Origin of the sequence: Ruegeria atlantica (assembly GCF_013032005.1) — a bacterium.
GTDB classification, from domain to species: Bacteria; Pseudomonadota; Alphaproteobacteria; order Rhodobacterales; family Rhodobacteraceae; genus Ruegeria; species Ruegeria atlantica_A.
The window spans coordinates 217784-242499 of the sequence record NZ_WQBE01000003.1 but is presented as its reverse complement, the minus strand read 5'-3'; the positions used below and the strand labels follow the sequence as shown (position 1 = coordinate 242499).

Below are 24716 nucleotides of genomic sequence, written 5' to 3'. Positions count from 1 at the left end.
GGTCTAAAGGTCCACAATTCCGCGTTGCCTCAACAAAATCCACAGAAAGAACGGCGCGCCGATGACTGCGGTGACAATCCCAATGGGCAGCTCAGACGGCGCGATGATCATTCGGCTGATCAGGTCGGCCAGCACCAGAAGCGCCGCACCCAGAAGGGCCGAATTGACCAGCAGGTATTTGTGATCGGGCCCCGAGGCCAGTCGCAGCAGATGTGGCACCACGATACCCACAAACCCTATCCCACCACTGACGGCCACAGCTGCCCCGGTCGATGCGGCGACGACCAGAATGGCGCAGGTTTTCAGATGTTGCACGCGGATGCCGATATGCCCGGCTGCGGCTTCGCCCAAGGCCAGACCGTTCAGACCAAGCGCCAGAAATGGCGACAGCATCAGGGGGATCAGGATCAAAGGGGCCGCAACAATGATCTTGCTCCAACTGCTGCCCGCCAGTGAGCCCATGGACCAAAAGGTGAAATCCCTCAGCTGCGCGTCATCCGCCACATAGACAAGGATGCCTGTCAATGCCATCGCCAGTGCGGTCAGCGCAATCCCGGCCAGCAGCATCGTTGCAACAGAGGTTCGGCCACGCCGCGTTGCAACCCGATAGAGCAGCATTGTGGTGATCCAGGCGCCAAGAAACGCAGCAATCGGGACAAGCCATGTTACCAGCCCGGCGGCAACGGTCAAAGTCCCGCCCAGAACAATCGCACCGACCGCCCCCAAGCTGGCCCCGGCGCTGACGCCAACTATGCCCGGATCGGCCAGCGGGTTGCGGAATAAGCCCTGCAGCACCGCCCCAGACACAGCCAGCGCCGCCCCAACAAAACAACCCATGATCACACGGGGCGCGCGGATATCCAGCAAAACCACCCGGTCCCGCAAGGACAGGTCTTGGCCCTGTGCCATATCAATCAATGCCTGCCACAACGACGTGCCCGCCGATCCCGTTGCAAGCCCGGTCAGCACCACCACACTCAATACAACGATCAAAACCCAGCTGAGCCGACGCGCGGTTACGCTCCGGTCGCCGTCGATTGTCATCCCGTCAGCGGTTTGGTCAGCCATTGGCGCCGCGCAATCCAGCTGCAAGATCAGAGATGGCCTGCCCGGTGCGCACCGAGAAACCCAACAACAACATGCCATCCATCCGCAACAATTTAGCGTTCTGACCTGCCGGTGTGGCCGCAATCGCAGGGTGTTTGAGAACCTCTTCATCTGTCAGGGAAACCTGTCGGCCGCTGTCCATCAGCAAGATGACATCGGGGGCTGCTGTAATGATCGCCTCATCCCCCAATGGTTTATAGCCCTGAAACCCCTCAACAGCATTTGTGGCCCCGGCCAGTTCGATAATACCCTGCGCTGCTGTATCCTGCCCTGCGGCCAGCACGCGCCCACCCTGCATTGCCAGTACAAACAGAACACGCTGATCGGCCAATTCACTGTGCGCAGTGGCGGCATCGATTGCGCCGCCAACGCGTTGCGCCAGTGCTTCGCCCTCTTCAGGAACATCCAGCGCCTTGGCAACGGCCTTGATCTTGGCGACAACCGCCGCGCGATCATGGCCCATCGGTATACTGACAAAAGGGATATGAGTTTCGGCCAGAACCTCCAGCGTTTCCGGCGGGCCTGCGCCCTCTTCTGCCAAGATCAGATCGGGGCTGACCGACAGCAACCCCTCGGCGGACAAGCGGCGCACGTAGCCTATGTTTGGCAATGCGGCGACCTGCGGCGGATGGTTCGACGTGCTGTCGCGTGCCACCAACCGGTGTTCTTGTCCCAGCGCATAAATGATCTCGGTGATCGATCCCCCGGCCGAGACAATGCGTTGCGCCGGGTCGGCATGCAGACCAAATGCAGATACCAACAGCAACAATCCGGCAAGTTTCAGTTTTGCGCGCACCCGAGTCATGCCGGAACCTCCTCTGGGCGGCCCTCAAGCGACGCAACAAGGTCGTTCCAGATTGCAGCTGAGGCAGGCTCGGCCAGCACGCCAAAGATTTGCAATATCAGTGCACCCTGCGCGTCAAACGCCTCGACCGAGATCGCATCGCCTCGTTTGGTGGATTTCCTGGCCTGCCAGACCTCGGCGATGTGATCGGTTCGTAGGTGCAGGTTAAAGCCAGGATCCAGCACATTCAGCCATGGGCCCATCTGCTTGACCTCCTTGATGGGTCCGGTGTGAATTTCGATGCACCCCTGATTACCAACAAAAACCATGATCGGCAGGCCTGTTTTGGCGGCGCTGTGCAGAATTGTGTCGACGGCCGATATCACCAGAGCCCGCACATATGGCGCCCCGGCCATGCGATAGGCCCCCAACCTGTTCAGCTTGAGCTTGCGAACCATCTGGAGAAACTGATGGGTATCTGTGATTTCATCCCATCCAGCACGCAGACGGTCGGTTTTCTCGGGCTCGACCTTGGCGGGTTCAACCGCTGCGCGCGATTCAACTGTCAGAGTGTCTGACTGGTCCGGCAGTTTCAGGGCCTCGATCACGGCATCCCATTCCTCGATCACAGAGGTATCGCGCAAAAAGACCTTGTGAACCGCATCACCTGCGGCGTCGAAAATCTGAAGGGACAGGCGTTCCGAGCCATCCTCAAGAGTTTTGTGTACAGCAAAGCCGTAAACCCAGTGACGTGGGAACATGCGCAGATCAATCTCGTGATTGGCGATCAGCGCCGCGTGGGGGCCGCCACGGTAATCATCGTAAATCCCCACCTTCTCGATCACGCAGCTTTCGTTGCGAGTCAGTGCCATGACCTCGCCCAATCGGTTCACTAAGGGCATCAGCCGGTCCATGTCGGGGCTTATGCGGGTGGCTCCGTGTCCGACATGCGCGGCCACCAGCTGTGCCTCGGTGATGCCGAGTTGATCCGCCAGATCACGCTCGCGCCGCTTGGGGTTTTCCAACCGCGCAGCACGGATTTCAGAAGGGCTTGGATGGGTCATGGTCGTCTCCACAATGGTATCGAAACGCATTTGGCTGGGACCGAGACGACCGGGCTGCGCGCTGTTTTTAGCTTTCTTTGCCCTTGTCCTAAGCGGTCCTGCCTGTGGCATCAAGGGCACGCAGCATTTTTCTGACAAAAATAGTCTGGTATAGAAAAATCTAATCCGCTAAGGAGCCGCCCACATGGACCACAGCGCGCAGCATCTAGCGCGCAGGCCCGTAGAAACACCCAGCACATCGCGAGGTAGCATCTGAATTTCGCCTGTTTCAGGCGGGTGCATCTCTGACTGCACGATACACATACTGGGGGTTTCAATGAAATCAGCATTAAAGCGGCCTACCGCAAGCGTGGCCCTGACCAGCGCCGTTTTGGCGGCAACGCCGCTATGGGCGCAAGAACAAGAAGACGACATCATCCAACTCGATGACATCATCGTCACCGGCACCGGGCTTCCAACCGAGGTTTTCGACAGCCCGTCCTCCGTCACCGTTGTGGATGCCGGTGAAATCCGCGAAATCCCCCCAGCCTCAGTCGCCAATCTGTTGTCGGATGTGCCGGGCGTTCAGGTGTCCGAGAATGATCTGGATCGTATCCGTATCCGTGGCGAAGATTCGCAGCGCGTCGCCATCGTGCTGGACGGTCAGCGCCTGTCGGATCACAACCGTTATGGAACACCTCTGCTGGTGTCACCCACCGATATCGAACGGATCGAGATCGTGCGTGGCCCTTCATCGGTTGTCTCAGGCAATCGGGCCATCGGTGGCGTCGTGAACATCATCACCAAACGCGGCGCAGACAAACCGGTCGAGGTTTCCGGCACCGCAGGTTACATCGGGTCCAATGACGGCTATCGCGCCGCTGCCAGCATCGCAGGTACGTTCAACGATTTTGACTATCGTCTGTCGTATTCGAAACTGGACCTGAACGACCGCGAAACAACCAACGGTGATCTGGTGCCCTCCAGCAGTGAAGAACACGGCGTGCTGGGCTTTGTCGGATACCGCTTTGGCAACAGCTATGTCGGCCTGCGCGCACAGGATTTCGACGCCTCGACCGAGGTGTTCACCGGCAGCCCGGATGCCCAGATCAACCTGCCCAAACGGGACCTGCGCAAATACAGCGCGTTCTACGAAGGCGAAGACCTGACGCCCTGGATGTCGATGCTGAAGTTCAGCGCTTATACGCAAAAGGTCGACCGCGTGTTCGACAGCGAATTCACCAGCAGCGGCGGGCCGGTCACCACCATTGTCAACGCGGGATCGGACGATGAACAGACAACCAGCGGATTCGTGGCAACAGCAAACTTTGAATTTGCACCCGGTCACCGATCGGTCATCGGGCTTGAATATGACGATGACCGGCTAGAGACCACCAAAACCTCTGATATCACGATCATTCCGCCCTTTGGACCGCCCAGCCAAATCAGCGTGCCCTCTTTCACGGATGCGGAAATCCGAACGGCCAGTATTTTTGGACAGCACGAAGCAACCTTTGGCGATTTCGTCGCCACGGTCGGCGCGCGCTACTATAGCGTCGAAAGCGATCTGAACGAACGCAAGGTCAACGGGTTTCCGCTGCCGGATGCCAGCAACAGCGATGACCGCTGGCTCGGCTCGATTGGTGCCGTCTACAATCTGTCAGATGACGCCATCCTGCGGGCCAACATCTCGCAAGGTTATACCTTCCCGTCCCTGTCCGAGCTGTACCTGTCCACGTCGGCTGGCGGCCAGGTCATCAATGGCAATCCGAACCTGAAACCCGAAACCGCGACCAACTATGAAATCGGTGCGCGTGTGGATCGCGGGAACTTCGTGCTGGATACGGCCATTTTCTATACCGAAGCCAAGGACTACATCACCACCGTGGCCGATCCGGTCAATCCGGCCGAGCTGATCTATGACAATGTCGAAAGCGCAGACAGCTGGGGCATTGAAATCGCGGCCGAGGTTGATCCCGGCTGGGGCGGTGTACGCCCCTATGTCATCGTGTCGAATGTGACCCGAGAGTTCACCTATTCCAACGGGTTCAGCACCAAAGACAGTGGCACCCCGGAATGGACGGGGACGCTTGGTGTGCGCTCAGACTGGCAGACAGCCAGCTTGACGGGCACCTGGGATATGTTCCTGCGGGGCGAAAGCGCGGCCAAGTTGCGCGACGAAAACGGCAATATCGTCGACAGCGGGACAGCCACCGGCACCAACCCGACCTCGGGCTGGACCACGCTGAACTTCCGCGGCAGCGTGGATTTGACCGAGAACGCATTGCTGACGCTCGAGCTTAACAACATCCTCGACAGGTCCTACCGGGCCAATGACCAGATCCCGGCTGCAGGACGCAATATCAACCTATTCGTGACTGCAACCTTCTGACCCGGAGAACAGCGGGGCCACGGGGTAACCCGGTTGGCCCTGCACACAGGAGAACCTTATGATATCCCGATTGATCCTGTTTATGGCCCTTGCGATGGTACCGGTTGCCCTCGCCGCGCAAGACACCCTGACACCCCCAGCGCCAGAGGTTCTGGTATCAGGCGACCAGATTGGACCAGCGCAACCAGTTTCGGCTGAACCCAACGAACCCGCGCCTGAACACAGCACAGGTGTGGAAACCGCGCAGGATGCCTCGGTCCAGGCGGCCGAGTTTCTGCGCAAAGGCGGACCATCGATCTGGGCCATCGCGGCGCTGTCTGTGCTCACCGTCGCCCTGATCCTGTGGAAGATTTGGCGGCTGGCCCTGATCGGGGCATGGTCACGGGGCAAGGCCGGTCAGGCCGTGGATTTGTTCGAAACTGGGGAGTCCGATGCCGCTGTTACGACGCTCCATGGCCGCCGGGGAATTCGATCCAAGGTGATGAGCCATGCCATCCGGTCCATTCGCACCCTACCCGAAGACCGCGCCCGCGAAGAGGTTTCGCGCGTGGCCAAACGCGAGATTGCCGATGCCGGTACCGGCCTTCGAGCGCTGGAGCTAATCGCAACGATCGCACCTCTGTTGGGTCTGTTAGGCACAGTTCTGGGCATGATTGCAGCGTTTCAGGCGCTGCAACAGTCAGGCAACCGCGCCGATCCCTCCCTATTGGCTGGCGGCATCTGGGAGGCGCTTCTGACCACCGCAGCAGGTATGGCCGTGGCCATCCCAGCCTCGGCCGCGCTGACGTGGTTCGAGGCCGTAATCGACCGCATCCGCCGCGATTTGGAAGACGGCGCAACCCGTATTTTCGTATCAGGCAAGCCGGGCAATCTGAAACTGGCTGCCGAGTGATCTGATGCAATTCGCCCCAATTGCAAAACCCAGACGCAAGCCCAACCTCACGCCGATGATCGACGTGGTGTTCCTGCTTTTGGTGTTCTTCATGCTGGCGTCCCGCTTCGGGACCGAGACCATCTTGCCGCTGCCGCTGGCCTCTGCGGGCCACGAATATAGCGGACCGCCGCGCCTGATTGACGTCCTGCCCGACCAAGAGATGCTGAACGGCATCGCCAGCGCGGATATAGCTCGCGATCTTGCACCACTGATGCAGGCCCCCACGGATTTGGTGATCTTGCGCGGCAGGGATGGCGCGACATTGCAACGGATCGTGACCGTCACCGAGATCCTGCGTGACGCCGGGCTTATTTCGGTCGTTTTGGTGGAATAGCGCGATGAATTTCTCGGACCCATCCGGCACACCGCGCCCTGCATCCATCCTGCCGATGATCAATGTCGTGTTTCTACTGCTGATCTTTTTCCTGATGACGGCGAACCTAATCAAACCCGAGCCGTTCGAAGTTTCCCCACCAAAATCGACATCCGACACCGACCCCAAGGTCGAGCGGGTGCTTTATGTCGACAAAACTGGCCGTATGTCCTTCGAAGGGAAGGAAGGAAACGCGGCGCTGGTCGCCTTGGCAACGATTAGCGAAACCAACAGCGTCGTCCAGGTTCGCGCCGATGCGCAGCTTGAGGCCAAAGTGATGTCGGGGCTGCTGCGTGGTCTTGCACAAGCGGGGCTGAACCGGGTCGAGCTTGTGGTGGCCCGAAAATGAAACGCTGGGTTGAAGCCTTTGTTTTTGTTGCTCTGGCCGCCGCCTTGCATCTCGCCGCCTTTGCCAGCCAGCCAAAGTCTGGTGTTGTTGCGGGCGGTGTTGGTGGTGCGGATCTGGCAACGATAAAAGCTGCCGCCCCCTCGGTGGCCGAGATGGTCAATACGTGGGAGGCTGCGCCCATCACGCCCACCCGGCAGACGCCGACCGTGCAAGTGCCGCAAACCCCGGCCGTCCCCGCCGGGCCAACCTTGAAAATCGATCAGGCCCCAATGGCTCAAATGACAATCGCACTTGCCCCGCCAGAACCGGAGAAGCTGCCGCAGGTGGACACGGCACAGCCGCCACCAGTTGTCGCGCCGACGGAAAGGGCCGAGCGTGAATCTCAACAGCCAGACAAGACGCCCGCGCAGGACGGTCGAAAAGCCAAGGTAACCGCCGCAGGTGTCAACAAACAGGTTTCCGCAGGTTCAGGTGACGGATCGCAGGCCGGGGCGGGATCGGCGGAAGTGAACGCTGGGTCCTCTGGAAAGCAAGCAAAGCTCAAGGTGTTTTGGGGTGCAAAAGTTCGCGCCCGCATCGAGCGCAACAAGCAATCGTTGCGCCGCACGGATGGTGGCAGCGCCATGATCACCCTGACCGTTTCGCGCGATGGGCGTCTGCTGTCGCATAAACTGCTGAAATCCTCGGGCAATTCGGCACTGGATCAGGCCGCGCTTAGCGCTGTGGCCCGTACAAAGCGCGTACCGAAAGCACCCAAGGGGTTACAGGGCGACAGCTTTCGCTTTTCTGTACCGATCAGGTTTGAGCCCCGTTAACCGACGCCACCGTCAGGAAAACGGGTGTGGTTCCAACAGAATTCGAACCGAAATCGCGATGAAAAACAGCACGCTGCCGGTCAGGACAAACACGTGCCAGATGGTGTTGTGAAACGGCAGGTGTTCCGAAAGATAGAATGCAACGCCGACGGTATAAACGACACCGCCCGCCATCATCAGCCACACTATAGTCGGCGACAGCTCGGTCAGCATGGATTGTCCGGCCCAAATGATGGCCCATCCCATCATCAGATACAGGCCCAGACCAAACCACCGAAACCGGTTTGGATCGATCAGCTTCAATGTTGATCCCAGCGTCGCCGACGACCATAAGCCAATCAAAAGCCCCCATGCCTGCCCGCCCGAAAGCAAAACGAACGGCGTGTAGGTGCCAGCGATCTTGACGTAGATACCCGAATGATCCAGCCGGCGCAGTAGATCGGACCATCTGTCATTGTCGACCATGTTGTAGAGGGCGGAAAACGTCAGCATCAACACCAGCGTCACGCCATAGATCGAAACTCCCAGTACCGCCTCGGGCTCGGAGCGGTGCTGGGCGGTGATCGTGATCAGAACTGGCACGGCAACAAGGGCCGCGGCCACGCCCAATACGTGTACAACCCCATCGCTGATACGTTCGGCCCGGGTATAGGCCGGCCGGATATCTGCAAAAGACCACATGTCTCAAATCTAGGGGCCGGATCGCAACCCGGCAAGTTTAGGTCGGATCATCCCCCGCCTTCGGGTCTTTGTACCTGTTCAGGTCAAACACCCCTGCCTGTATTGGCTTCTGATCCAGGAATATCTCGTAAATCCGATCGCTGAGCGCCCAGAATTCGGGGCTTGTCCGGCGCACGCCGTATTCTGCCACCAAGGCCATGTAATCGCTTTGCGATCTGACGGATTTCAATCCAGTGATGAAAGGAGCCAACTGGTTCTGCCGGACATGGAAAAAAAAGTTCGGATAACTGCCGATCAGGCCCGGAAGAATTGTCACCGTGTCCTCGGCCGGGAGTCGGCGCGCCTTTTCTTCAAACAGAAAGGCGACGTTGGAATGCGCCTTGTCATGGGCCAGGGTGAACAGCTCTGCCGCGCCGCCATCTTGCTCGACCACAAGAACGGACAGGTCGGGCAGATATTTCACCCAATCTCCGGTCTGATCCGCCAGATCGCGCAGCAAAATGCCTGACTGATCCGAGGGGCAATCACCGTCCACACATCGGTTGATCGGGTCGGTGGTGGGCCACAGGCCGTTGCCACGTTCCAGCAAGGTCAAGAGGAACTCTTGCATAGGAGTGGTGGTTGCAAAGGTGATGCCGGTGGGGAAATGTCCATCAACGTTGCGACGGTGCCAATAGGTAAGCCATTCGGCCAACACGCCCTGATACCAGCCTTGATGCATCTGCGACCTGACATCCCGTGGCATGAAAAACAGAAACGTATCCTCACTCTCCATCCGCAGCTCGTTCATATAAAGCCGCGTGGTCAGCTGATGCTCGACCCGGCCGAAAACATCATAGCCCGCGACCAGGTCATAGTAGATACGTTCGAACACCGGGAAATCCAGAACCCACGCGGTTTCGGGAATGCCGCCGTGAAATCCGGTCATGGCCGAGGCGTTGTCGAAGTGACGGAACACGGTGATCAGAGCGTTGGGGTTAGAGCTGTCGCCGTCCCAGATCGAGCCATAGTCAAACCCGGTTTCGTATATCGGGGCCTTCTTGTACCGTGCGTCCCGAAACTCGAGATACCGAACCTGGTTCTTGTGCGAAAACCCCGGCAACGCGCCCAATGCACTGGCGTCGGCCTCTGACACGGGCAACTCCAGATAGATGGCCCCGTCTTGCAGAAAGCTGGGGTCGGTAACTGACAAATCCGCTTCCGGGTCAAGGAAGCTGACCCAGAACCGGTCTTCGATCACATCAACTGCGGTCGCTCCGTGACAGACAGGGCCGCGTATGAAGCTGCGGACAAAAAACAGCGCATCATCCAACAGGAACTGATAGCGGCTTTTGGCGGGCATCTGCATATAGGTGCTGAATGGTTTGCCGCCCTCGGCATCGCCATAGGGGGGTAGCTCAGTGAGTGTCCAATCGGGATCCAAAAACAATTGTTGATAACGCGCCATGCGATCTGGTCCCATCGAATAGACCAGATGTTCCTTGTGTACGATCGTTTCGGTGACCTGCTGCAAACGATAGTAGAACGCACCCGCCCCCGGATCATCGAATGGCCGCCGCGTGGCAATAATGTCTATGGTGTCACCCGGCGCGGTGGTCGAGCGGACGAGCTGAAAGAACCGCCGCGAATTGTCATCTTGGAAATGGAGGCGGGCCAGAAACAGGTGTTCGTACAGATACCGGCTCATCAACTGGCTGCGCATGTCGTTTGAATTCAGGAATACCTCCCACTGCGTGATCTGGTCCTGAATCTCTGAGGGAATTTCGGTTGCAACAGATGGCAGCGCTGCGCCGCTGCGCGCCCAGGTCATGAGGGCCTGAAATTCGGCATCCGCCAACGGTGCAGTGCCATAGGGCATGCCGGCAAGCTCATGATCGCGACTGAACTGATCAAATTCTCCGGATGTCGGACAAACCAGAGGGCGATCAAGCGCCAGACCAAGCTCGCTCGGAAGTGGCGCGTTAATCGGCATCGGATTCTGTCGCCCCAGCTCAAGATACCGTTCCAGCAGGCCCGGAGTTTCGGCATCATTTGGATCACGGGTTACCGTGTGAAATCCCAGCGCCCGCCATTCGGGGACCGTTTGCGCATCAATCCCCAGCCGCGTGGGCTGGGCATCGGTCAAACGCTCGGTATGATAAACGGCCTGTTTGCTTGCCCCGCGCTGAACGCCTGCGGGCGAGGTGAGCTTCAACTGACAGGGTGCGTCATAGCAGCTGTGGCAGACGACACAGCGACGGTCCATGATCGATTTTACATCAGCCAAGCTTTGACCCTGCGCAGCGGGGCTGGTCGTTCCCTGGGCCCGGGCATCCAGGGTAAAAAGACCAATGCTGACCACAGTCATCGCGATTGCGACTTTCAGCAGCAATAGACGTTTTCGCATCTGCGCTCCCCCGTAACTTGCCGATATCATTGCAGTTACAGGGGGTATTAGGCAAGAATCGCTTGATCGTCAGCCGGTGTGATATCCGGGTGTCGAGCGTGAGATCGCAGTCTCTTCTTCTGTCATCTCAACCGGGAACCCGTCGAACAGGGGTGTACTCAGATACCGCTCACCCGTGTCAGGCAGCATGCACAGGACCGACGCGCCGGGCTCGGCCTGTTCAGCAATCTGCATTGCGACGGCAAAGGTCGCGCCGCCGGATATGCCGGTTAGGATACCCTCTTGGCTGGCCAACTTCTGCGCCCATTCAACCCCTGTCGGACCAGCCACCGGGATCAGCTCATCAAAATAGCGGTTGTCGATGGATTCCTGCAAAACTGCGGGAATAAAGTCCGGCGTCCAGCCCTGAATGACATGTGGCTCGAACGCGGGGTGGCTTGAAACTGGATCGCTGTCCTTACCACGCTCAGTCGCGACGCCGCTGCCCACCAACTGCGCATTGGCCGGTTCGGTCAGGATAATTTTGGTCTCAGGACTCTCAGCGCGCAAAACCCGCGACACTCCGGTGACCGTGCCGCCGGTGCCATAGCCAGTCACGAAATAGTCCAGCCTGTCGCCATTGAAATCCCCCAGAATTTCCCGCGCGGTTGTTGCAGCGTGGATCTCGGCATTGGCCTGGGTTTCGAACTGACGCGCCAGAAACCAACCGTGTTCCTCGGCCAGTTCGACTGCCTTGCGGTACATGCCAAAGCCTTTTTCCGCCTTTGGCGTCAGAACAACCTTTGCACCCAGCATACGCATCAAGCGACGACGTTCAGTCGAAAAGCTTTCGGCCATGGTAACAACCAGCGGATAACCCTTTTGCGCGCAGACCATCGCAAGACCGATGCCCGTATTACCACTGGTGGCCTCAACAACCGTCTGGCCAGGTTTCAGGGCACCGCTGCGTTCTGCGGCTTCGATGATATTGACGGCAAGACGATCCTTGACCGATCCGGCGGGGTTGAACGCCTCGAATTTAACGAACAGGTTGACGGCTTCGGGTCCCAGATTGTTGATGCGGATCGTGGGGGTGTTTCCGATCGTGTCGAGTACACTGTCAAAGATCCGGCCATTGCCCGATGTGGTTCTGAGTTTGGCATCAGTCATTGGGTTTCCTTACATGGTCGCGCGTTTCATCAGACCTGTTTACCCGGCGCTTACGACAATGTCCCGAAAACCTTTCACCTCAGATATCCAGCACAACCGTGTCCGACCCCTTGGCGGGCACGGCACAACAGATCAGCACCTCGTCTTCTGAATGATCCGCTGATGGTTCGATGCGATAGGCGACTTGACCGGCAATCTTGCGGGTTAGACAGCTGCCGCATGATCCTGAACGGCAGGAAAAGGTTGGTGTCAATCCCTGCGCCTCGGCCACCTCCAGTAAGGTCGGATCGCCTTGTGCCCATTGCACCTTTTGATTGCTGGCTTTGAATTCCACACTGGCCGCCTCAGCCTCAGGCTCGGGCTGGATCGCGACGGCGTTCTCGTCGACGCGCCGCGCCAATGCGGCAGGGCCAAAGGCTTCGGCATAAATACGGTCATCCCGCACGCCAAGACCGCGCAGCATGTCATAGATCGCTTGCATGAAAGGGGCCGGGCCACAAAGAAAGAAGTCGTAGTCATCCAGAGGCAGCGTATCTTGGATCAGTTCGGGCGTGATGTAGCCTTCGGCGTCAAAATCCGCCCCCACGCGGGTGCCTTCTTCGGGTTGTGAGACAACCGAGACATAACGGATCTTTCCGCCGCCCTCGGCCGCAGCCTGTTGCAGGTCACTGTGAAAAGCCCGCTGTCCCACGGTTTGCGCGGCGTGAAAAATGGTCAGGTTGCGCGTGTGGCGGGTTCGCGCGCCTTCGTGCATCACGTGGCGGGTCATCGACATCATCGGCGTGATACCGACCCCGCCCGCAAACAGCACAGCAGGCCGGGTTTCAGCCGCATCCAGAAAAAACTGACCTTTCGGGGCTTTGACCTCGACCAGATCACCGACCGACAGTGTTTCGTGCAAATGGTTTGACATCACACCACCCGGTTCGCGCTTGACGGAAATCCGATACCCGGCATCGCCGGGCGCTGAGGATACCGTGTAGGTCCGCGTTGCCGGCGCCGTGCCATCGGGGCTAGTGCGAAGTGTCAGAAACTGACCTGCTTCAAACGGCAACAGAGGCAGGTCATCCGTGGCCTCGAAGATGAATGACCGGATCACGTCGCTTTCATCCTGAACAGCAGCCACCCGCAGGGTTCGCCACTGACGGCGCAGTGCTTCAGCCTCTCGCCTGGCCTCGGCTGTTTGCCAGTCATCCGCCATCAGACTGTTGGGCGAAAACTCCAGAAATTCAGCTCGGAACGGCAGCGCGTCATGAAAGCGTAGGCCGTGATCCAGATGAAACCACCAACCCCGGCTTGCACCATGGAAGCCCGCGATATCGGGATGGTCTTCTGACAGCACCTCAACCGTCCCAGTCAGCATCAGCACATCGCCGGTCTGATAATCCGGAAATACTAGGCCCGCCCTCGGATTTACGAGGAAGTTGCCCAGCGTGTTGAAGAAATTATTGCCTGCAAAATCAGGAACCAACAGGCTGTTGCCCTCAACCCGCACAAACCCCGACCGCCCGCCCCGATGTGAAACGTCAACGCCCGTATGGTCGGGGGTGTTGGCGTGGCTGGCGACATAAAACGAATTGGCCGTCGCTATCATGTCCCGGGCTCTTGGGTCCAGCTCAAGTAGCCGATCGACAGAGCGGGCGACGTTGGCGTCCGGCTCTCGGACAAAGGTAACATCATGGGTCTGGATGTACTGCGGACAATTCCCGAAAGACTGCACCACATCCAGAGAGAAACCGCCATTTTCGATCCGCCCAACGGTGGCATTCATACGGTTGCGGCGCCGCGTGGAAAGTTCGACCCCGACGACACCGATGGGCGCGCCGGGCTTCAGCGCCGTTCGCAGTGGGTCGTCTGGCAGAGGCTGGACGTCAACATCAAGCCGACGGTCATGCGGTGAATGGATAAACCCCGGCCGACCCGAGATCATCGACGCCCAGGGCCAACCATCAGGATCGACGCTGCCCACTACAAGAAAAGGCAGCTTGCCAAAGAACTCTCGATGCTGATCGGGCATGTAGGGGCGGATGTAGTTCCGGCCAACTGCCTCCATCTTTTCCCGTTTACCGATGCGGGATTGCATATCCCGTTCACCTGCGTGGAAAGGCGATGTATCTGATGCGGTCGGGGCGTTCATGGCAGACCTCATATGTCAGGGACGGGTTGACCAGCCACAAATGCGCAGCTGGCCAAGGGGTGGATCAGGCCGCGTTCAGACCAACCGCGGTGCGAGGCATCGGGACAAAGCCGTCCAGCGCCTCGACATTGGCCAGAAGGCGGCGCACGTTTGCGTAAGGTTCAAGCGAAACGTCACCTTCAGGCGCATGCGCGGTGTAGCTGTAGATGGCGACATCCGCGATTGTTGGGGCATCCCCAACCAGCCACTCGCGGCCTTCAAGATGCGCATCCAGCTTGGCAAGAACCTTTGCCGCGGTGGCGTGGGTAAAGTCTTTGTTCAAGGGTGCATTGAAAACATTGATCAAACGCGCAGCGGCAGGGCCAAAGGCGATCTCACCAGCTGCGAGGGTCAGAAACTTCTGCACTTCGGCCTCATGCACTGGGTCCGCAGGCAGATAGGACGGTGCATATTTGCGCGCCAGATAGACCAGAATGGCGTTGCTGTCAGTGACGACCACGTCACCATCTTCAAGCACCGGTACCTGCCCCGCGGGGTTCATCGCCAAAAACGGCTCGCGCTTATGCTCACCACCAGCCAGGTCCACATCGATGACGTCATGATTAATACCGGCAATGCTGGCAAACAGGACGGCACGATGGGCATGGCCGGACAAGGGGAAACTGTGAATTCGGATTGCGTTGGACATTTGAAAGCTCTTTCTCTGATTGAAGGGGTTCGGCTGAGGGTCAGCATCTACGCGCCAAACTTAGATTGCTTTATCAGAGGCGATAATATACGCATTCAGAGAATTACTATGAACGCAGTGTAGACAATGGACACGATCCAAGGCATGCGCACCTTTGCGGCGGTGGCGGCGCATTCTTCGTTTACCGAAGGCGCAAAACAGATCGGCATCAGCACCAAGCTGGCCAGCAAATATGTCGGTCAGCTTGAGGACCGCCTGAACGCGCAATTGTTCAACCGCACCACCCGCAGCGTCACCCTGACCGATACCGGACGGTCCTATTACGAGCGTTGCCTTTCACTGCTGGACCAGTTTGATGAATTGGAAGGGCTGGTCCAGAAACGCCAGACCGAATTGGCGGGGCGTATACGGATCACCGCGCCAACCGGGTTTGGCTCGGCCGAACTGATACATCTGCTGAAACCGTTCCAAACCGAACATCCGAAAGTCACGATCGAATTGCACCTGTCTGACCATCACGTCTCGATGGTCGAAGAAGGGTATGACCTTGCCATTCGCTTTGGCGCACTGAAGGATTCCAACCTTGTGGCGCGCAAGCTGACGGACATGCGTATTGTCTGCTGTGTGTCGCCCGAATATCTGGCGCAACATGGGACGCCGCAAGAGCCCGCCGCCTTATCCACCCACAACTGTCTACTACAGACCACCGGCAACATGATCGACAATTGGGCTTTCAAGGGATCGGACGGCGAATACGTAGTTTCTGTATCCGGAAACTTTCGCGCAAATTCCCCTCGCGCTGTGGCGCATATGGCAGCGGACGGGCTGGGGATTGGCCGGATTCCCTTGTACACGGCACAGCCTTTTTTGGACACGGGCCGTCTGCAATTGCTGTTTGAAGCACAAGAGGCAATATCGCTGGGACTCTACGCAGCCTATCCGCAAAACCGCCACCTGACCGCTCGGATTCGAGCGTTAATCGACTTTCTGGTGAAACAGTTACGCAGGGCTTAGAGCCTCAACGCCTTCGAATATTTCTAACCGCAAGATGTGGGGGCTGAATCATGGTTGCAAAATTATCTACCTTCTGATAGGTAGGCTCTCATTGATAATACTTCCAAAGGAATCGCACCTATGAAAATCCATGATATCGAAGGGTTTCCAAACCCAACCCGCATCCGCATCGCCTTGGCTGAAAAGGGCGCATCTGACAAAGTTGAGTTTATCCCGGTGGACGTGATGGGCGGTGAGCACCGCACCCCTGAATTCAAAGCTAAAAACCCTGACGCCGCAGTTCCCTGCCTGGAGTTGCCCGATGGCACACATATCGCGCAGTGCAACGCGATCACCGAATACATTGATGCGACATTCGACGGCCCATCGCTGACTGGGGAAACAGCCAAGGAACGCGCACAAATCTCGATGATGAACCTGCGGGCGGAAAACGGTCTGCTGAACGCGGTCGGCACATATTTCCACCACGCCACCCCCGGCCTTGGACCGGATCTTGAAACCTATCAATGTGCTGAATGGGGCTTGAAACAGAAAGAGGTGGCCGGGCAAACCATGGCTTATCTGGATTCAGTTCTCGCCGAGAATGAATATCTTGCTGGCGACACTTTCTCGGTGGCCGACATCACGGCCTTCGCCGGATTGGCCTTTGCCGACTTCGCCAAGGTCGACATCCCGGAAAACCTGACCCATCTAAAGGCATGGCGTGCAAAAATGGCGACGCGCCCGTCCATCGCGGCCTGAACCAGCCCCTGCCACTGAAGTCGAAAGGAATACTATCAATGGAACTCAACTCGGATTTCTCATCCCGCGTCGTCGTTCACTCTGATCAACTTGAGTGGCAGGCCTCGCCCATGAAGGGTGTGGACCGGCGCATGCTGGACCGGATCGGCGGCGAAGTTGCCCGCGCCACCACCATCGTGCGGTACGCGCCGGGCAGCAAGTTTTCAGCTCATACTCACACTGGCGGTGAAGAGTTCATCGTACTCGATGGTGTATTTCAGGACGAACACGGTGACTTCCCCGCAGGAACCTATGTGCGCAATCCGCCAACCTCGGCGCATACGCCCGGATCGGAACCCGGTTGCACCATCTTCGTCAAGCTATGGCAGTTCGACCTGGACGACCGCACCCAGTTCCGCAAGACCATGGCGGATGAACTGGCTGCCCCGGTAAATGGCGTGTCAACCGCCACGCTGCACAAGGATGACCGTGAGATCGTCACCTACAGTCATCTTGATCCGGGCGCGGTTCTCAACTCTGACGCCGCTGGCGGCATCGAACTTTTGGTCATTGACGGGTCCATCACCACCGGCGGTGATGACCTGACCAAAGATGGCTGGTTGCGCCTGCCCGAAGGCCAGGCCCTTTCAGCCACCGCGGGTTCCCATGGCGCAAAAGTCTGGATGAAAACCGGGCATTTGCCCTTTGCCAAGGCTCCGGCGGTCTAGCACGTGAAACGCGATCCCTCTGGCATTTTAGGGGCCGGGCCGGTACTGCTTTGAGGGTGTCAAAGGCAGGGGGAACACCGCTGCCTTTGAATAGCTCGGAAAGGGATTGAACACAGATGGCGACCGATACCAAAACCGCCTTGCTGGATGTTGCCGAACATGCCGCCCGCGCGCGCGGGTTCGATGGGTTCAGCTATGCCGATCTGGCTGATGCGGTGGGTATTCGCAAGGCTTCGATCCATTATCACTTTCCCACCAAGGCCGCCCTGTCGGCTGCTTTGATGGATCGCTACCACTCGACCTTTGAGGCCGAATGCCGCAAAGCCGAGGCCGCCCATGACACCGCGTCGCAACGATTGCTGGCCTTGATCGGGCTGTACCGAAATGCACTCAAAGATGGCAAAACCCTGTGCCTGTGCGTTTCGCTGATCAGCAGCCTTGAAAGCCTGTCAGACGAGGTGATTGAAAAGATCAAAGCCTTCCGCGCCATGGTGATCAAGCAGATCGAAGCGATCTTTGAACTGGGCCTGCATGACAAGTCAATCACAGGCGTGACAAATCCAGCGGCCGAGGCCTGCGCCACCCTGGCCGTACTTGAGGGGGCGCTTTTGACCGCCCGCGCCGAACAGGATGTACAGGCCTTTGATGCGGTCGTAGACGTTTTGAAATCCCGCTGCTGATGCGAGCCGCACGCCGCGGATAGCTGGCCATCCCCACAGGTTTGTTTCAAAATTCTTCGCTTTGTCACCTGTGCGTGAAAGCTCTTTCAATTCGTTGAATTCAGCCGCCGTTTCACAATTTTAAAGGCACAAAGCAACGCAACCGGCATGAAAGGTCATCCCATGGCGATGTCAGAAACTGCGCATTCTTCGACGGGTCTGTTCCCACGATTCAACATCCCGCTTTTGGGTATGATGTTCATTTCAGGTTTCTTCGCGTCCAATGCGTTTGACCTGTGGGGGCAGCTGATCAGCCCGTCATTGGGGTTTGCCAATTTGTCTCCGCACGGGCTTGCGCGCAGCCTGCTCGGAACACTGGGCCTGCCCAATGGCGATTTCGCCGGGTATTTCGTTCACTTTTATCTGGTTGGCCTGATCGGCTATCCGATTGGCTGGCTCTACGTCTTCAACCCGGTTTGGGCGACGCTGTTCAAAGGCCGCCACATATTTGTGGGATCAGCAGTCTATGGTTTTGGGCTTTGGGTTTTCGCCATCGGTGGCATCACGAACATCGCCGGTTTGCCGTTCTTCTTGAATTTCACTGGTATCACATGGGTCGCGCTAGTCGGGCATGTGATCTATGGCATCGTGCTGGTCTGGGCCATTCGCCTGATCGAACGCTGGTCGTAACCGGAATGCGTTGGCCGGGGGCAGCCCCCGGCCAGACAGCTTTGGATCGCGGTAGATCTCTACTTCTTACCGGCCACGATCCGATCCAGGATCAGCGCACAGAACAGGATCGCCAGACCGGCCAGAATACCCTGACCTGCCGCCGCGTACTGCAACGCTTCCAGCACGTCCTCACCCAGACCCTTGGCGCCAATCAGTGAGGCAACAACCACCATAGCCAGCGACATCAGAATGGTCTGATTGACGCCTGCCATGATGGTCTTATGAGCCAGCGGCAGATCCACTCGCCACAGCAGGTAACGCGGCGTGGCCCCAAAAGCGAGCGCAGCCTCGCGCACCGTTTCCGGCACCTGCTGCAAACCCAGAACGGTGAAGCGGATCACCGGGGGACTACCGAAAATCATCGTGGCCACGACGCCTGCTGGTTTGCCTGACCCGATGAATGCCACCACGGGAATCAGGTAGACAAAGGATGGCATCGACTGCATGAAATCCAGAATGGGCCGCACGATGGCAAAGGCACGTGGGCGGCGGGCGCAATAAATACCCAGCGGGATGCCCAGCGTGATCGAAATCAACGCCGCTGCACCCAGCAAGGCAATCGTGGTCATCGCCTTTTCCCAGAAATCCAAAAGCCCAAGATAGGCAAGCGCCGCGCCGGTAAAGATTGCCACGCGCGCACCGGCGGACAGGTAGGCCAGCATGATGATCACCAGAGCCACCACCGGCCAGGGCGTATCAACAAGCACCACCTCAATCCAGTCCAGCAAGGTGCGCATGCCATAGGTCAGGCCGTCAAAGAAGCCGCGCCCGGCGGTCTTGGTCCATTCAAAAACCGCCTGCACCCCGTCGCCCACATTCAGCCGCCAGTCGCGATTGGTCGGGAAGGTTTTCAGCACCGCCAAAGCGTCAGGCTGCGCAAATTTTATCATCGACAGCACAACGACAATGCCCGTCAATGCCGCGGCCACAACCATCCGCGGGGTCGACCAGCCATTTGCGACACTTGTGTCCGAGCGCCAGCGCGCAAACTGACCCTCAAGCGTCCAGTTTGCCAGCGACGCTGCCAGAAACTTGACCGCCAGCAACAGCACAATTCCAACCATCAGATAAGCGACACCGGTGGAATCCGCACTGCGCGCGGCCTCTCGGGCCCCGACCAACGCGCCCTCAAGCGATTCCGCCGCACGTTTCAACGACTCCAACGTGGCGGAACCGGATTGTTCGGCAGCGGCAATCTGTTGGCGGCGCAGTTCCAGCGTCTGTTCGATCTGGGCTGCGCGTTCACGGAACTCGCGACCAAGATCACCGAACAGCCCCAGCCCGATCTGGATATAGGCCAGTGTTTCCAGCACCAGAAAGCCCAGAAACCACGACCACAACCCACGCGCGCCAAACCAGATCGGCCCCAGGATCGCTGCGGCCTTGTTCAGCGTGAACCGATAACCGGGCGCCTGCATCATATAGGCAAAGGTTTTTTGGTAGTATTCCTGCCCCTGCCCCACGAAATCGGCGATCAGCCCGTTCAGCCGATCAGCGGTTTCCGGTTGGATCTGTTGCACATCAACATGTTTCATATCGGTCCCCTTATGCCTGGCTGTCCTGAATGGCGCGGATCAGACCCGCGCGGTTGATCACCCCGACCGTGTTGCCATCCTGCGTGACCGCGACGACACCGTGGCCGTCGACGCAAAGGTTCATCAGATCGGACAAATCCATCTCGGGATGCGCTTCCTTTGCATCCTCCGGCACTTCGCCATGATGGGCCTCGAATTCGTCCACCGGTTTCATCACCGAATGGGCGAAGATCATGTTGAGCTTGGATATACCGGCAACGAAATCGGCAACATAGTCGTCGGCGGGGTTGAGGATGATCTCTTCCGGCGTACCAATCTGCACGATACGCCCGTCTTTCATAATCGCGATGCGGTGGCCGATGCGAATGGCCTCGTCCAGATCGTGGGTGATAAACATCGTCGTTTTATTCAGCTTGTGGCTGAGGTCCATGAACTGATCCTGCAACTGTTTTCGGATCAGCGGATCGAGGGCCGAGAATGGCTCATCCATCAACAGGATTTCCGGATCGGCTGCAATGGCGCGGGCAAGGCCCACGCGCTGCTGCATGCCACCCGAAAGCTCATGGGCGTATTTGTCTTCCCATCCGTTTAGTTCGACCAGCTCCAACACCCGGTCCGCCTCTTCCCAGCGGCGGGCTTTGCCGGTGCCACGTATTTCCAACGGCATCGCTACGTTGTCACGCACGGTGCGGTGCGGCATCAGGCCGAAGTTTTGGAACACCATGGCAACACGCCGGTTGCGTAAATCGCGCAATCCTTCGTCATTCAGGCCCATCACGTCATCGCCATCCAGATAGATATGACCATCCGTTGGCTCGAGCAGTCGGTTTACATGGCGCACGAGGGTCGATTTGCCCGAACCAGACAGGCCCATGACACAGAACAGCTCCCCACGCTCAATTTCGAAACTGGCATCGGCCACGCCAACAACGCAGTTGAAGCGGTCCAGCACTTCGGCCTTGCTCAGCCCTTCGCTGTGGATGGCTTTCAAAGCCTCCTGCGAGCGCGCGCCGAATACTTTCCACACGCCTTTTGCGTCAATTGCGATATCCGCTGTCATACTGACCCCACCGCTGTTGAGAGTGTTACAGGGCGCCCCCGAAACACCGGGGGCGCGACGGCTTTAGTTTGTTTTCAGACCAAGCCAACCATCAACGGTATCGCCATTTCCGGCGATCCATTCGGCCACGACCTCGTCAATCTCGCGGCCCTTGACCACGACCTCGTAGGTCAATCCGCTAAGCTGAGCTGCGTCCATGTCGATATTGGCCAGAAAAGAGGCAGCCGCCGGATTGCGCTGTTCCAAAGACTTGGAATGCGCCACGGTCACGGTTTTAACCGGCTCGCCGGTGCTGACATGGGATTTGTTGTACCAGTCGGCATCCTGATCCGGCTGCACCATCTTGTAGGTGGCCGCGTCATGCTCGGGCTCTTCCAGAATGGTTACGTCATAGAGGGCATGCACATAATGCGGCGCATAGCAGTAAAACGCGGCCCCTTTCTGCTGGTCGATCTGATCCTTCAGACGCGAATAAAACACGGTTTCGTCTTCGGTGGTGGGTGTCAGGAAGGTTTCGATGCCGTAGTCCCGTACCCGCACCTTGAACGTGTTGGTCGACGCCCAGCCGGACGCGCCGACCCAGACCTCGCCCAGCCCGTCACCGTCTGAATCGAACAGTTCCTGCGCCATTGGGGTGGCCAGATCGTAGATGGATTTGATGTTGTGATCTTCGACCATGTAGTTCGGCACGCAAATCCCGGCGCGGCCTTCGTAGCTGCCCGAAGACAGTCCAACAGTACCCTTCTGATCAACGTACTCGTCGGTGAACGAAGACTGGTTCGGCAACCAGACGTCCGGGTGTACGTCGATATCGCCGCGCCCGCCATCCATGGCGGCAAAGATCACCGCGTTGGCACCAGGAGCATAACCGACTTCGCCGCCCAAACGGGTTTCGATGACCTGACCGATCACCCGGCTCATGATTTTGGCACCGGGCCAGCTGGGTTCACCTACCATGACCTTCTCCTGCGCCATTGCCGTTGTTGCGCCCAAGATCATGGTCAAGGTTGCCGTGAATGTTAGATTCCTCATATGTCTTCTCCCGTTGCGTTGAGTTGCATGCGCCATCAAGCGCGCGCCCGCTTGCGTTGCGGGTCTATGAATGGAATGTCCGAGACGGTGGCACACAGGCGCTTCATCCGCCCATCAAGCTGTCCGATCTCAAGTTCGGTGCCATTTTCTGCGTGTTCGACCGACAGCCGCGCCATCGCGATGGCGTGTTCCAACATCGGTGAGCGGGTGGCCGAAGTGACCACACCCACCTGCCGCTCACCTGCAAAGACAGGGGCACCGTGGGCGGGTACATCATCGCAGCCAATCAGCAACCCCTTGAGTACCCGGCGCGGTTCGCGCGCATTGCGTTCCAGCGCAGCCTTGCCGGTAAAGTCGGATTTGGTCAGGTCGACGGCAAAACCCAACCCGGCTTCGAACGCATCGACGCCCGGCGCGAATTCGGCGTTGGCGGCGGCCAGACCGGCCTCGATCCGGATAACGTCCAGCGCGGCCGAACCCATTGGCGTGATCCCGAATTCCTCACCCGCTTCCATCACCGCGTCCCAGATTGCGACTGCATCGGATTTGGAGCAGAAGACCTCATACCCCAGTTCTCCGGTATAGCCTGAGCGCGACAGCATGAACGGCGCGCCCTCGCGATCGCGCAGACGGGCGACGGTGACGCCAAACCATTTCAGGTGATCCAGCCCGGGCACATGAGGTTGCGTAAAGGCGATCTTGCGCAACAGGTCGCGCGATTTCGGACCCTGGATTGCCAGGTTCGGCATCGCACCGCGCAATGCATGCACGCGCACTTGCAAACCGCGTTTATCCGCCAGCGTCTGCAACACGCGCCCGCTTTCTTCCGAGCCACAACACCAGCGGAAAATCTCGGGCGCAAGGCGGAACAAGGTGCCGTCATCAATGACGGCCCCGCTTTCGTCACACATCAAAGTGTAAGACCCACGCCACACCGGCAACTTGGCCACGTTTCGCGTGGTCGCCAACTGCAACAACGCCTCGGCATCCGGGCCGATAATGTCGAATTTGCGCAGCCCGCTCATATCCTGAACCGTCACCGCCTGACGGCAGGCCCAATATTCTCCCAGCGTGCCATGGGCGGGATAGCTGACCGGCGCCCACAGATCGCGCGCCGGTGCGAAATGCTGGGTCAGCGGAGCGAGCCGGTCGTGAAACGCGGATTCCTGACTGATCGACATCGGGGCATCTTCCTTTTCGCGATAGGCCACCGCGCGGCGGATCGGTGTTTCGGGGCGATAGATGCGCACATGCACATCTGTCGGATTCCAACCATTAATCGGATCAATGTCATCCGGGCAGGCGGTTGAGACACAGACCAGATCCTCGATCGCGCGCATCGCGACATAGTCCCCAGGACGAGAATGGGATTCTTCGGTCTGGATGTGATGGGTCGCCGGATCGATCCATGTGTTCCAAAAGAAATTGATGGCCGGCCAGGCCGCACGCCGTGCGACGCCATACGGGGCCAAGGCATTCGACATGTTGTCGGAACAATTCAGATGACCGGGAAACCCCCGCTCCTCATACCCGCGTGCGGTGCAAGCCAGACCGAAAGTGTCATGCCGCCCGCAGGTATCCTGTATGACATTCAACAGCGGACGCATCTCGCGATCAAAAAATTTGTCCAGCAACCCGGGCCCCGGGAATGCACGACGCACCATCGAGCGGGTGGCGGTCGAGTCGATCATCCATTCGTCACCACAATCCAACCCATCAGCGCGCAGCGCCATGAAATCTGAACACTGCTGGCCTTCGACGTCGATGATCTGAACAAATTCTCCTGCCTTCAGTTCATAGGCAACTGCCCTGCCCCGCGGTACTGTGAATTCATCCCGTGTATCACCCAGCAAAGGTGGCAGGTGCGGGTCTTGCGCAGCGGATGATTTGTGTTGAACCGTAACGCATCCGGCCCCTGCACCTTCGATCAACCCCGAACGCTCAATGGGACGGATCACCCAGACCGTAACGGACGTGTCGGCGCGCAGAATCACCGGATCGGTCACTTGATCCAACCTGTGTCCGGGAACCGGTTCCCCCCCGCCCTGTGCAGCAATCCATCCTGAAAATTGGGCACTATCAAAGTCGCCCGCTGCGATCTGTCCGTTTGCAGTAAGCCCCAAGGTTGCCAACATTGGTTGCCCAACTTCGTCAAATGCCGTCAAATCCAGAGGTTGCGCCGGGCCAACCCCTTCTATCGACAGCAAATCCCCAGCGGACATTTTCAGTTGCAACGCCTCGCGCGGGGCCAGGATATGCGTACGCGCATCTGAGATTTTCGGAAAGCCCGGAAACCGCCGGCCAAGGCCGTTAAACCCCGTATTCGCGAACGTATGTAAGACTGAAGATCCGTGCATGGTGCAGCCAGATAGCCAAAATGTAACTAGTTACAGAGGTT

Annotated in this window: 22 protein-coding genes; 10 read left to right on the top strand and 12 right to left on the bottom strand. The window is 58.4% G+C overall.

Features of this window, described 5'->3' with window-relative positions:
• Positions 1–3: 3 nt before the first annotated feature.
• The 3 genes from GOX21_RS08690 to GOX21_RS08680 are packed head-to-tail and all read right to left on the bottom strand — an operon-like array spanning position 4 to position 2955.
• Positions 4–1068, bottom strand: coding sequence for a FecCD family ABC transporter permease (locus GOX21_RS08690; protein WP_170377012.1), 1065 nt, complete (start codon positions 1066–1068; stop codon positions 4–6).
• Entirely contained in the window at positions 1061–1912 is an 852-nt protein-coding gene (locus tag GOX21_RS08685) for a heme/hemin ABC transporter substrate-binding protein (RefSeq protein WP_170377009.1), read from the bottom strand. Before GOX21_RS08685 ends, GOX21_RS08690 begins: the two co-directional genes overlap by 8 nt.
• Complete coding sequence (locus tag GOX21_RS08680) at positions 1909–2955, bottom strand: hemin-degrading factor (protein WP_170377008.1); 1047 nt, start codon at positions 2953–2955, stop codon at positions 1909–1911. Before GOX21_RS08680 ends, GOX21_RS08685 begins: the two co-directional genes overlap by 4 nt.
• 316 nt (positions 2956–3271) lie before the next feature.
• Between GOX21_RS08680 and GOX21_RS08675 the strand changes: the two genes are divergently transcribed.
• Genes GOX21_RS08675 through GOX21_RS08655 form a run of 5 tightly spaced genes read left to right on the top strand, consistent with a single transcriptional unit; the run spans position 3272 to position 7797 of the window.
• Positions 3272–5326: a TonB-dependent receptor gene (locus GOX21_RS08675; RefSeq protein ID WP_170377006.1), complete on the top strand. Its 2055-nt coding sequence runs from the start codon at positions 3272–3274 to the stop codon at positions 5324–5326.
• A gap of 58 nt (positions 5327–5384) precedes the next feature.
• Entirely contained in the window at positions 5385–6218 is an 834-nt protein-coding gene (locus tag GOX21_RS08670; protein ID WP_170377004.1) for a MotA/TolQ/ExbB proton channel family protein, read from the top strand.
• A 4-nt stretch (positions 6219–6222) separates the two neighbouring features.
• Positions 6223–6594, top strand: a complete 372-nt coding sequence (locus GOX21_RS08665; RefSeq protein ID WP_170377002.1) for an ExbD/TolR family protein — start codon at positions 6223–6225, stop codon at positions 6592–6594.
• A 4-nt stretch (positions 6595–6598) separates the two neighbouring features.
• Positions 6599–6982: an ExbD/TolR family protein gene (locus tag GOX21_RS08660; protein WP_170377000.1), complete on the top strand. Its 384-nt coding sequence runs from the start codon at positions 6599–6601 to the stop codon at positions 6980–6982.
• Positions 6979–7797, top strand: a complete 819-nt coding sequence (locus GOX21_RS08655) for a cell envelope integrity protein TolA (protein ID WP_170376998.1) — start codon at positions 6979–6981, stop codon at positions 7795–7797. The genes GOX21_RS08660 and GOX21_RS08655 overlap by 4 nt, the downstream gene beginning before the upstream one ends.
• Positions 7798–7809: 12 nt before the next feature.
• Here GOX21_RS08655 and trhA read toward each other — a convergent pair whose 3' ends face one another.
• From trhA to GOX21_RS08630, 5 genes are all read right to left on the bottom strand, one after another.
• Positions 7810–8478 carry a PAQR family membrane homeostasis protein TrhA gene (trhA, locus tag GOX21_RS08650; protein WP_170376996.1) on the bottom strand — a complete coding sequence of 223 codons (669 nt, stop codon included), beginning with the start codon at positions 8476–8478 and terminating at the stop codon, positions 7810–7812.
• Between the two features lie 37 nt (positions 8479–8515).
• Positions 8516–10864: a fatty acid cis/trans isomerase gene (locus GOX21_RS08645; RefSeq protein WP_254428498.1), complete on the bottom strand. Its 2349-nt coding sequence runs from the start codon at positions 10862–10864 to the stop codon at positions 8516–8518.
• A gap of 69 nt (positions 10865–10933) precedes the next feature.
• Entirely contained in the window at positions 10934–12013 is a 1080-nt protein-coding gene (locus tag GOX21_RS08640; RefSeq protein ID WP_170376994.1) for a PLP-dependent cysteine synthase family protein, read from the bottom strand.
• A 79-nt stretch (positions 12014–12092) separates the two neighbouring features.
• Positions 12093–14150, bottom strand: a complete 2058-nt coding sequence (locus GOX21_RS08635) for an FAD-binding oxidoreductase (protein WP_170376991.1) — start codon at positions 14148–14150, stop codon at positions 12093–12095.
• Between the two features lie 64 nt (positions 14151–14214).
• Entirely contained in the window at positions 14215–14838 is a 624-nt protein-coding gene (locus GOX21_RS08630) for a glutathione S-transferase family protein (RefSeq protein WP_170376988.1), read from the bottom strand.
• 126 nt (positions 14839–14964) lie between these two features.
• Between GOX21_RS08630 and GOX21_RS08625 the strand changes: the two genes are divergently transcribed.
• From GOX21_RS08625 to GOX21_RS08605, 5 genes are all read left to right on the top strand, one after another.
• The gene (locus tag GOX21_RS08625) at positions 14965–15852 is read left to right on the top strand and encodes a LysR family transcriptional regulator (protein WP_170376986.1); all 888 of its coding nucleotides are present in this window, start codon (positions 14965–14967) and stop codon (positions 15850–15852) included.
• 120 nt (positions 15853–15972) lie between these two features.
• Complete coding sequence (locus tag GOX21_RS08620) at positions 15973–16593, top strand: glutathione S-transferase family protein (protein ID WP_170361783.1); 621 nt, start codon at positions 15973–15975, stop codon at positions 16591–16593.
• Between the two features lie 38 nt (positions 16594–16631).
• Positions 16632–17300, top strand: a complete 669-nt coding sequence (locus GOX21_RS08615; RefSeq protein WP_170376984.1) for a cupin domain-containing protein — start codon at positions 16632–16634, stop codon at positions 17298–17300.
• Between the two features lie 116 nt (positions 17301–17416).
• Positions 17417–17980 carry a TetR/AcrR family transcriptional regulator gene (locus tag GOX21_RS08610; RefSeq protein WP_170376982.1) on the top strand — a complete coding sequence of 188 codons (564 nt, stop codon included), beginning with the start codon at positions 17417–17419 and terminating at the stop codon, positions 17978–17980.
• Positions 17981–18142: 162 nt separating this feature from the next.
• Entirely contained in the window at positions 18143–18649 is a 507-nt protein-coding gene (locus tag GOX21_RS08605) for a hypothetical protein (protein WP_254428497.1), read from the top strand.
• A 59-nt stretch (positions 18650–18708) separates the two neighbouring features.
• Here GOX21_RS08605 and GOX21_RS08600 read toward each other — a convergent pair whose 3' ends face one another.
• The 4 genes from GOX21_RS08600 to GOX21_RS08585 all read right to left on the bottom strand — a co-directional run bounded on the left by GOX21_RS08600 (position 18709) and on the right by GOX21_RS08585 (position 24675).
• The gene (locus tag GOX21_RS08600; RefSeq protein ID WP_170376980.1) at positions 18709–20226 is read right to left on the bottom strand and encodes an ABC transporter permease; all 1518 of its coding nucleotides are present in this window, start codon (positions 20224–20226) and stop codon (positions 18709–18711) included.
• A 10-nt stretch (positions 20227–20236) separates the two neighbouring features.
• Positions 20237–21286, bottom strand: coding sequence for a quaternary amine ABC transporter ATP-binding protein (locus GOX21_RS08595; RefSeq protein WP_170349965.1), 1050 nt, complete (start codon positions 21284–21286; stop codon positions 20237–20239).
• Positions 21287–21349: 63 nt separating this feature from the next.
• Complete coding sequence (locus GOX21_RS08590) at positions 21350–22318, bottom strand: ABC transporter substrate-binding protein (protein ID WP_170376978.1); 969 nt, start codon at positions 22316–22318, stop codon at positions 21350–21352.
• Between the two features lie 35 nt (positions 22319–22353).
• On the bottom strand, positions 22354–24675 hold the full coding sequence (locus tag GOX21_RS08585; RefSeq protein ID WP_170376977.1) for a DUF1989 domain-containing protein: 2322 nt from the start codon (positions 24673–24675) through the stop codon (positions 22354–22356).
• Positions 24676–24716: the final 41 nt, after the last annotated feature.

What these genes read in the sequence shown, in the direction of transcription:
- GOX21_RS08630 (WP_170376988.1), bottom strand. Translation starts at nt 14,838, where the DNA reads ATGTCCAACGCAATCCGAATTCACAGTTTCCCCTTGTCCGGCCATGCC.
- GOX21_RS08690 (WP_170377012.1), bottom strand. Translation starts at nt 1,068, where the DNA reads ATGGCTGACCAAACCGCTGACGGGATGACAATCGACGGCGACCGGAGC.
- GOX21_RS08645 (WP_254428498.1), bottom strand. Translation starts at nt 10,864, where the DNA reads ATGCGAAAACGTCTATTGCTGCTGAAAGTCGCAATCGCGATGACTGTG.
- GOX21_RS08655 (WP_170376998.1), top strand. Translation starts at nt 6,979, where the DNA reads ATGAAACGCTGGGTTGAAGCCTTTGTTTTTGTTGCTCTGGCCGCCGCC.
- GOX21_RS08615 (WP_170376984.1), top strand. Translation starts at nt 16,632, where the DNA reads ATGGAACTCAACTCGGATTTCTCATCCCGCGTCGTCGTTCACTCTGAT.
- GOX21_RS08590 (WP_170376978.1), bottom strand. Translation starts at nt 22,318, where the DNA reads ATGAGGAATCTAACATTCACGGCAACCTTGACCATGATCTTGGGCGCA.
- GOX21_RS08670 (WP_170377004.1), top strand. Translation starts at nt 5,385, where the DNA reads ATGATATCCCGATTGATCCTGTTTATGGCCCTTGCGATGGTACCGGTT.
- GOX21_RS08675 (WP_170377006.1), top strand. Translation starts at nt 3,272, where the DNA reads ATGAAATCAGCATTAAAGCGGCCTACCGCAAGCGTGGCCCTGACCAGC.
- GOX21_RS08620 (WP_170361783.1), top strand. Translation starts at nt 15,973, where the DNA reads ATGAAAATCCATGATATCGAAGGGTTTCCAAACCCAACCCGCATCCGC.
- GOX21_RS08625 (WP_170376986.1), top strand. Translation starts at nt 14,965, where the DNA reads ATGGACACGATCCAAGGCATGCGCACCTTTGCGGCGGTGGCGGCGCAT.
- GOX21_RS08605 (WP_254428497.1), top strand. Translation starts at nt 18,143, where the DNA reads ATGGCGATGTCAGAAACTGCGCATTCTTCGACGGGTCTGTTCCCACGA.
- GOX21_RS08685 (WP_170377009.1), bottom strand. Translation starts at nt 1,912, where the DNA reads ATGACTCGGGTGCGCGCAAAACTGAAACTTGCCGGATTGTTGCTGTTG.
- GOX21_RS08600 (WP_170376980.1), bottom strand. Translation starts at nt 20,226, where the DNA reads ATGAAACATGTTGATGTGCAACAGATCCAACCGGAAACCGCTGATCGG.
- GOX21_RS08680 (WP_170377008.1), bottom strand. Translation starts at nt 2,955, where the DNA reads ATGACCCATCCAAGCCCTTCTGAAATCCGTGCTGCGCGGTTGGAAAAC.
- trhA (WP_170376996.1), bottom strand. Translation starts at nt 8,478, where the DNA reads ATGTGGTCTTTTGCAGATATCCGGCCGGCCTATACCCGGGCCGAACGT.
- GOX21_RS08660 (WP_170377000.1), top strand. Translation starts at nt 6,599, where the DNA reads ATGAATTTCTCGGACCCATCCGGCACACCGCGCCCTGCATCCATCCTG.
- GOX21_RS08640 (WP_170376994.1), bottom strand. Translation starts at nt 12,013, where the DNA reads ATGACTGATGCCAAACTCAGAACCACATCGGGCAATGGCCGGATCTTT.
- GOX21_RS08610 (WP_170376982.1), top strand. Translation starts at nt 17,417, where the DNA reads ATGGCGACCGATACCAAAACCGCCTTGCTGGATGTTGCCGAACATGCC.
- GOX21_RS08585 (WP_170376977.1), bottom strand. Translation starts at nt 24,675, where the DNA reads ATGCACGGATCTTCAGTCTTACATACGTTCGCGAATACGGGGTTTAAC.
- GOX21_RS08665 (WP_170377002.1), top strand. Translation starts at nt 6,223, where the DNA reads ATGCAATTCGCCCCAATTGCAAAACCCAGACGCAAGCCCAACCTCACG.
- GOX21_RS08595 (WP_170349965.1), bottom strand. Translation starts at nt 21,286, where the DNA reads ATGACAGCGGATATCGCAATTGACGCAAAAGGCGTGTGGAAAGTATTC.
- GOX21_RS08635 (WP_170376991.1), bottom strand. Translation starts at nt 14,150, where the DNA reads ATGAACGCCCCGACCGCATCAGATACATCGCCTTTCCACGCAGGTGAA.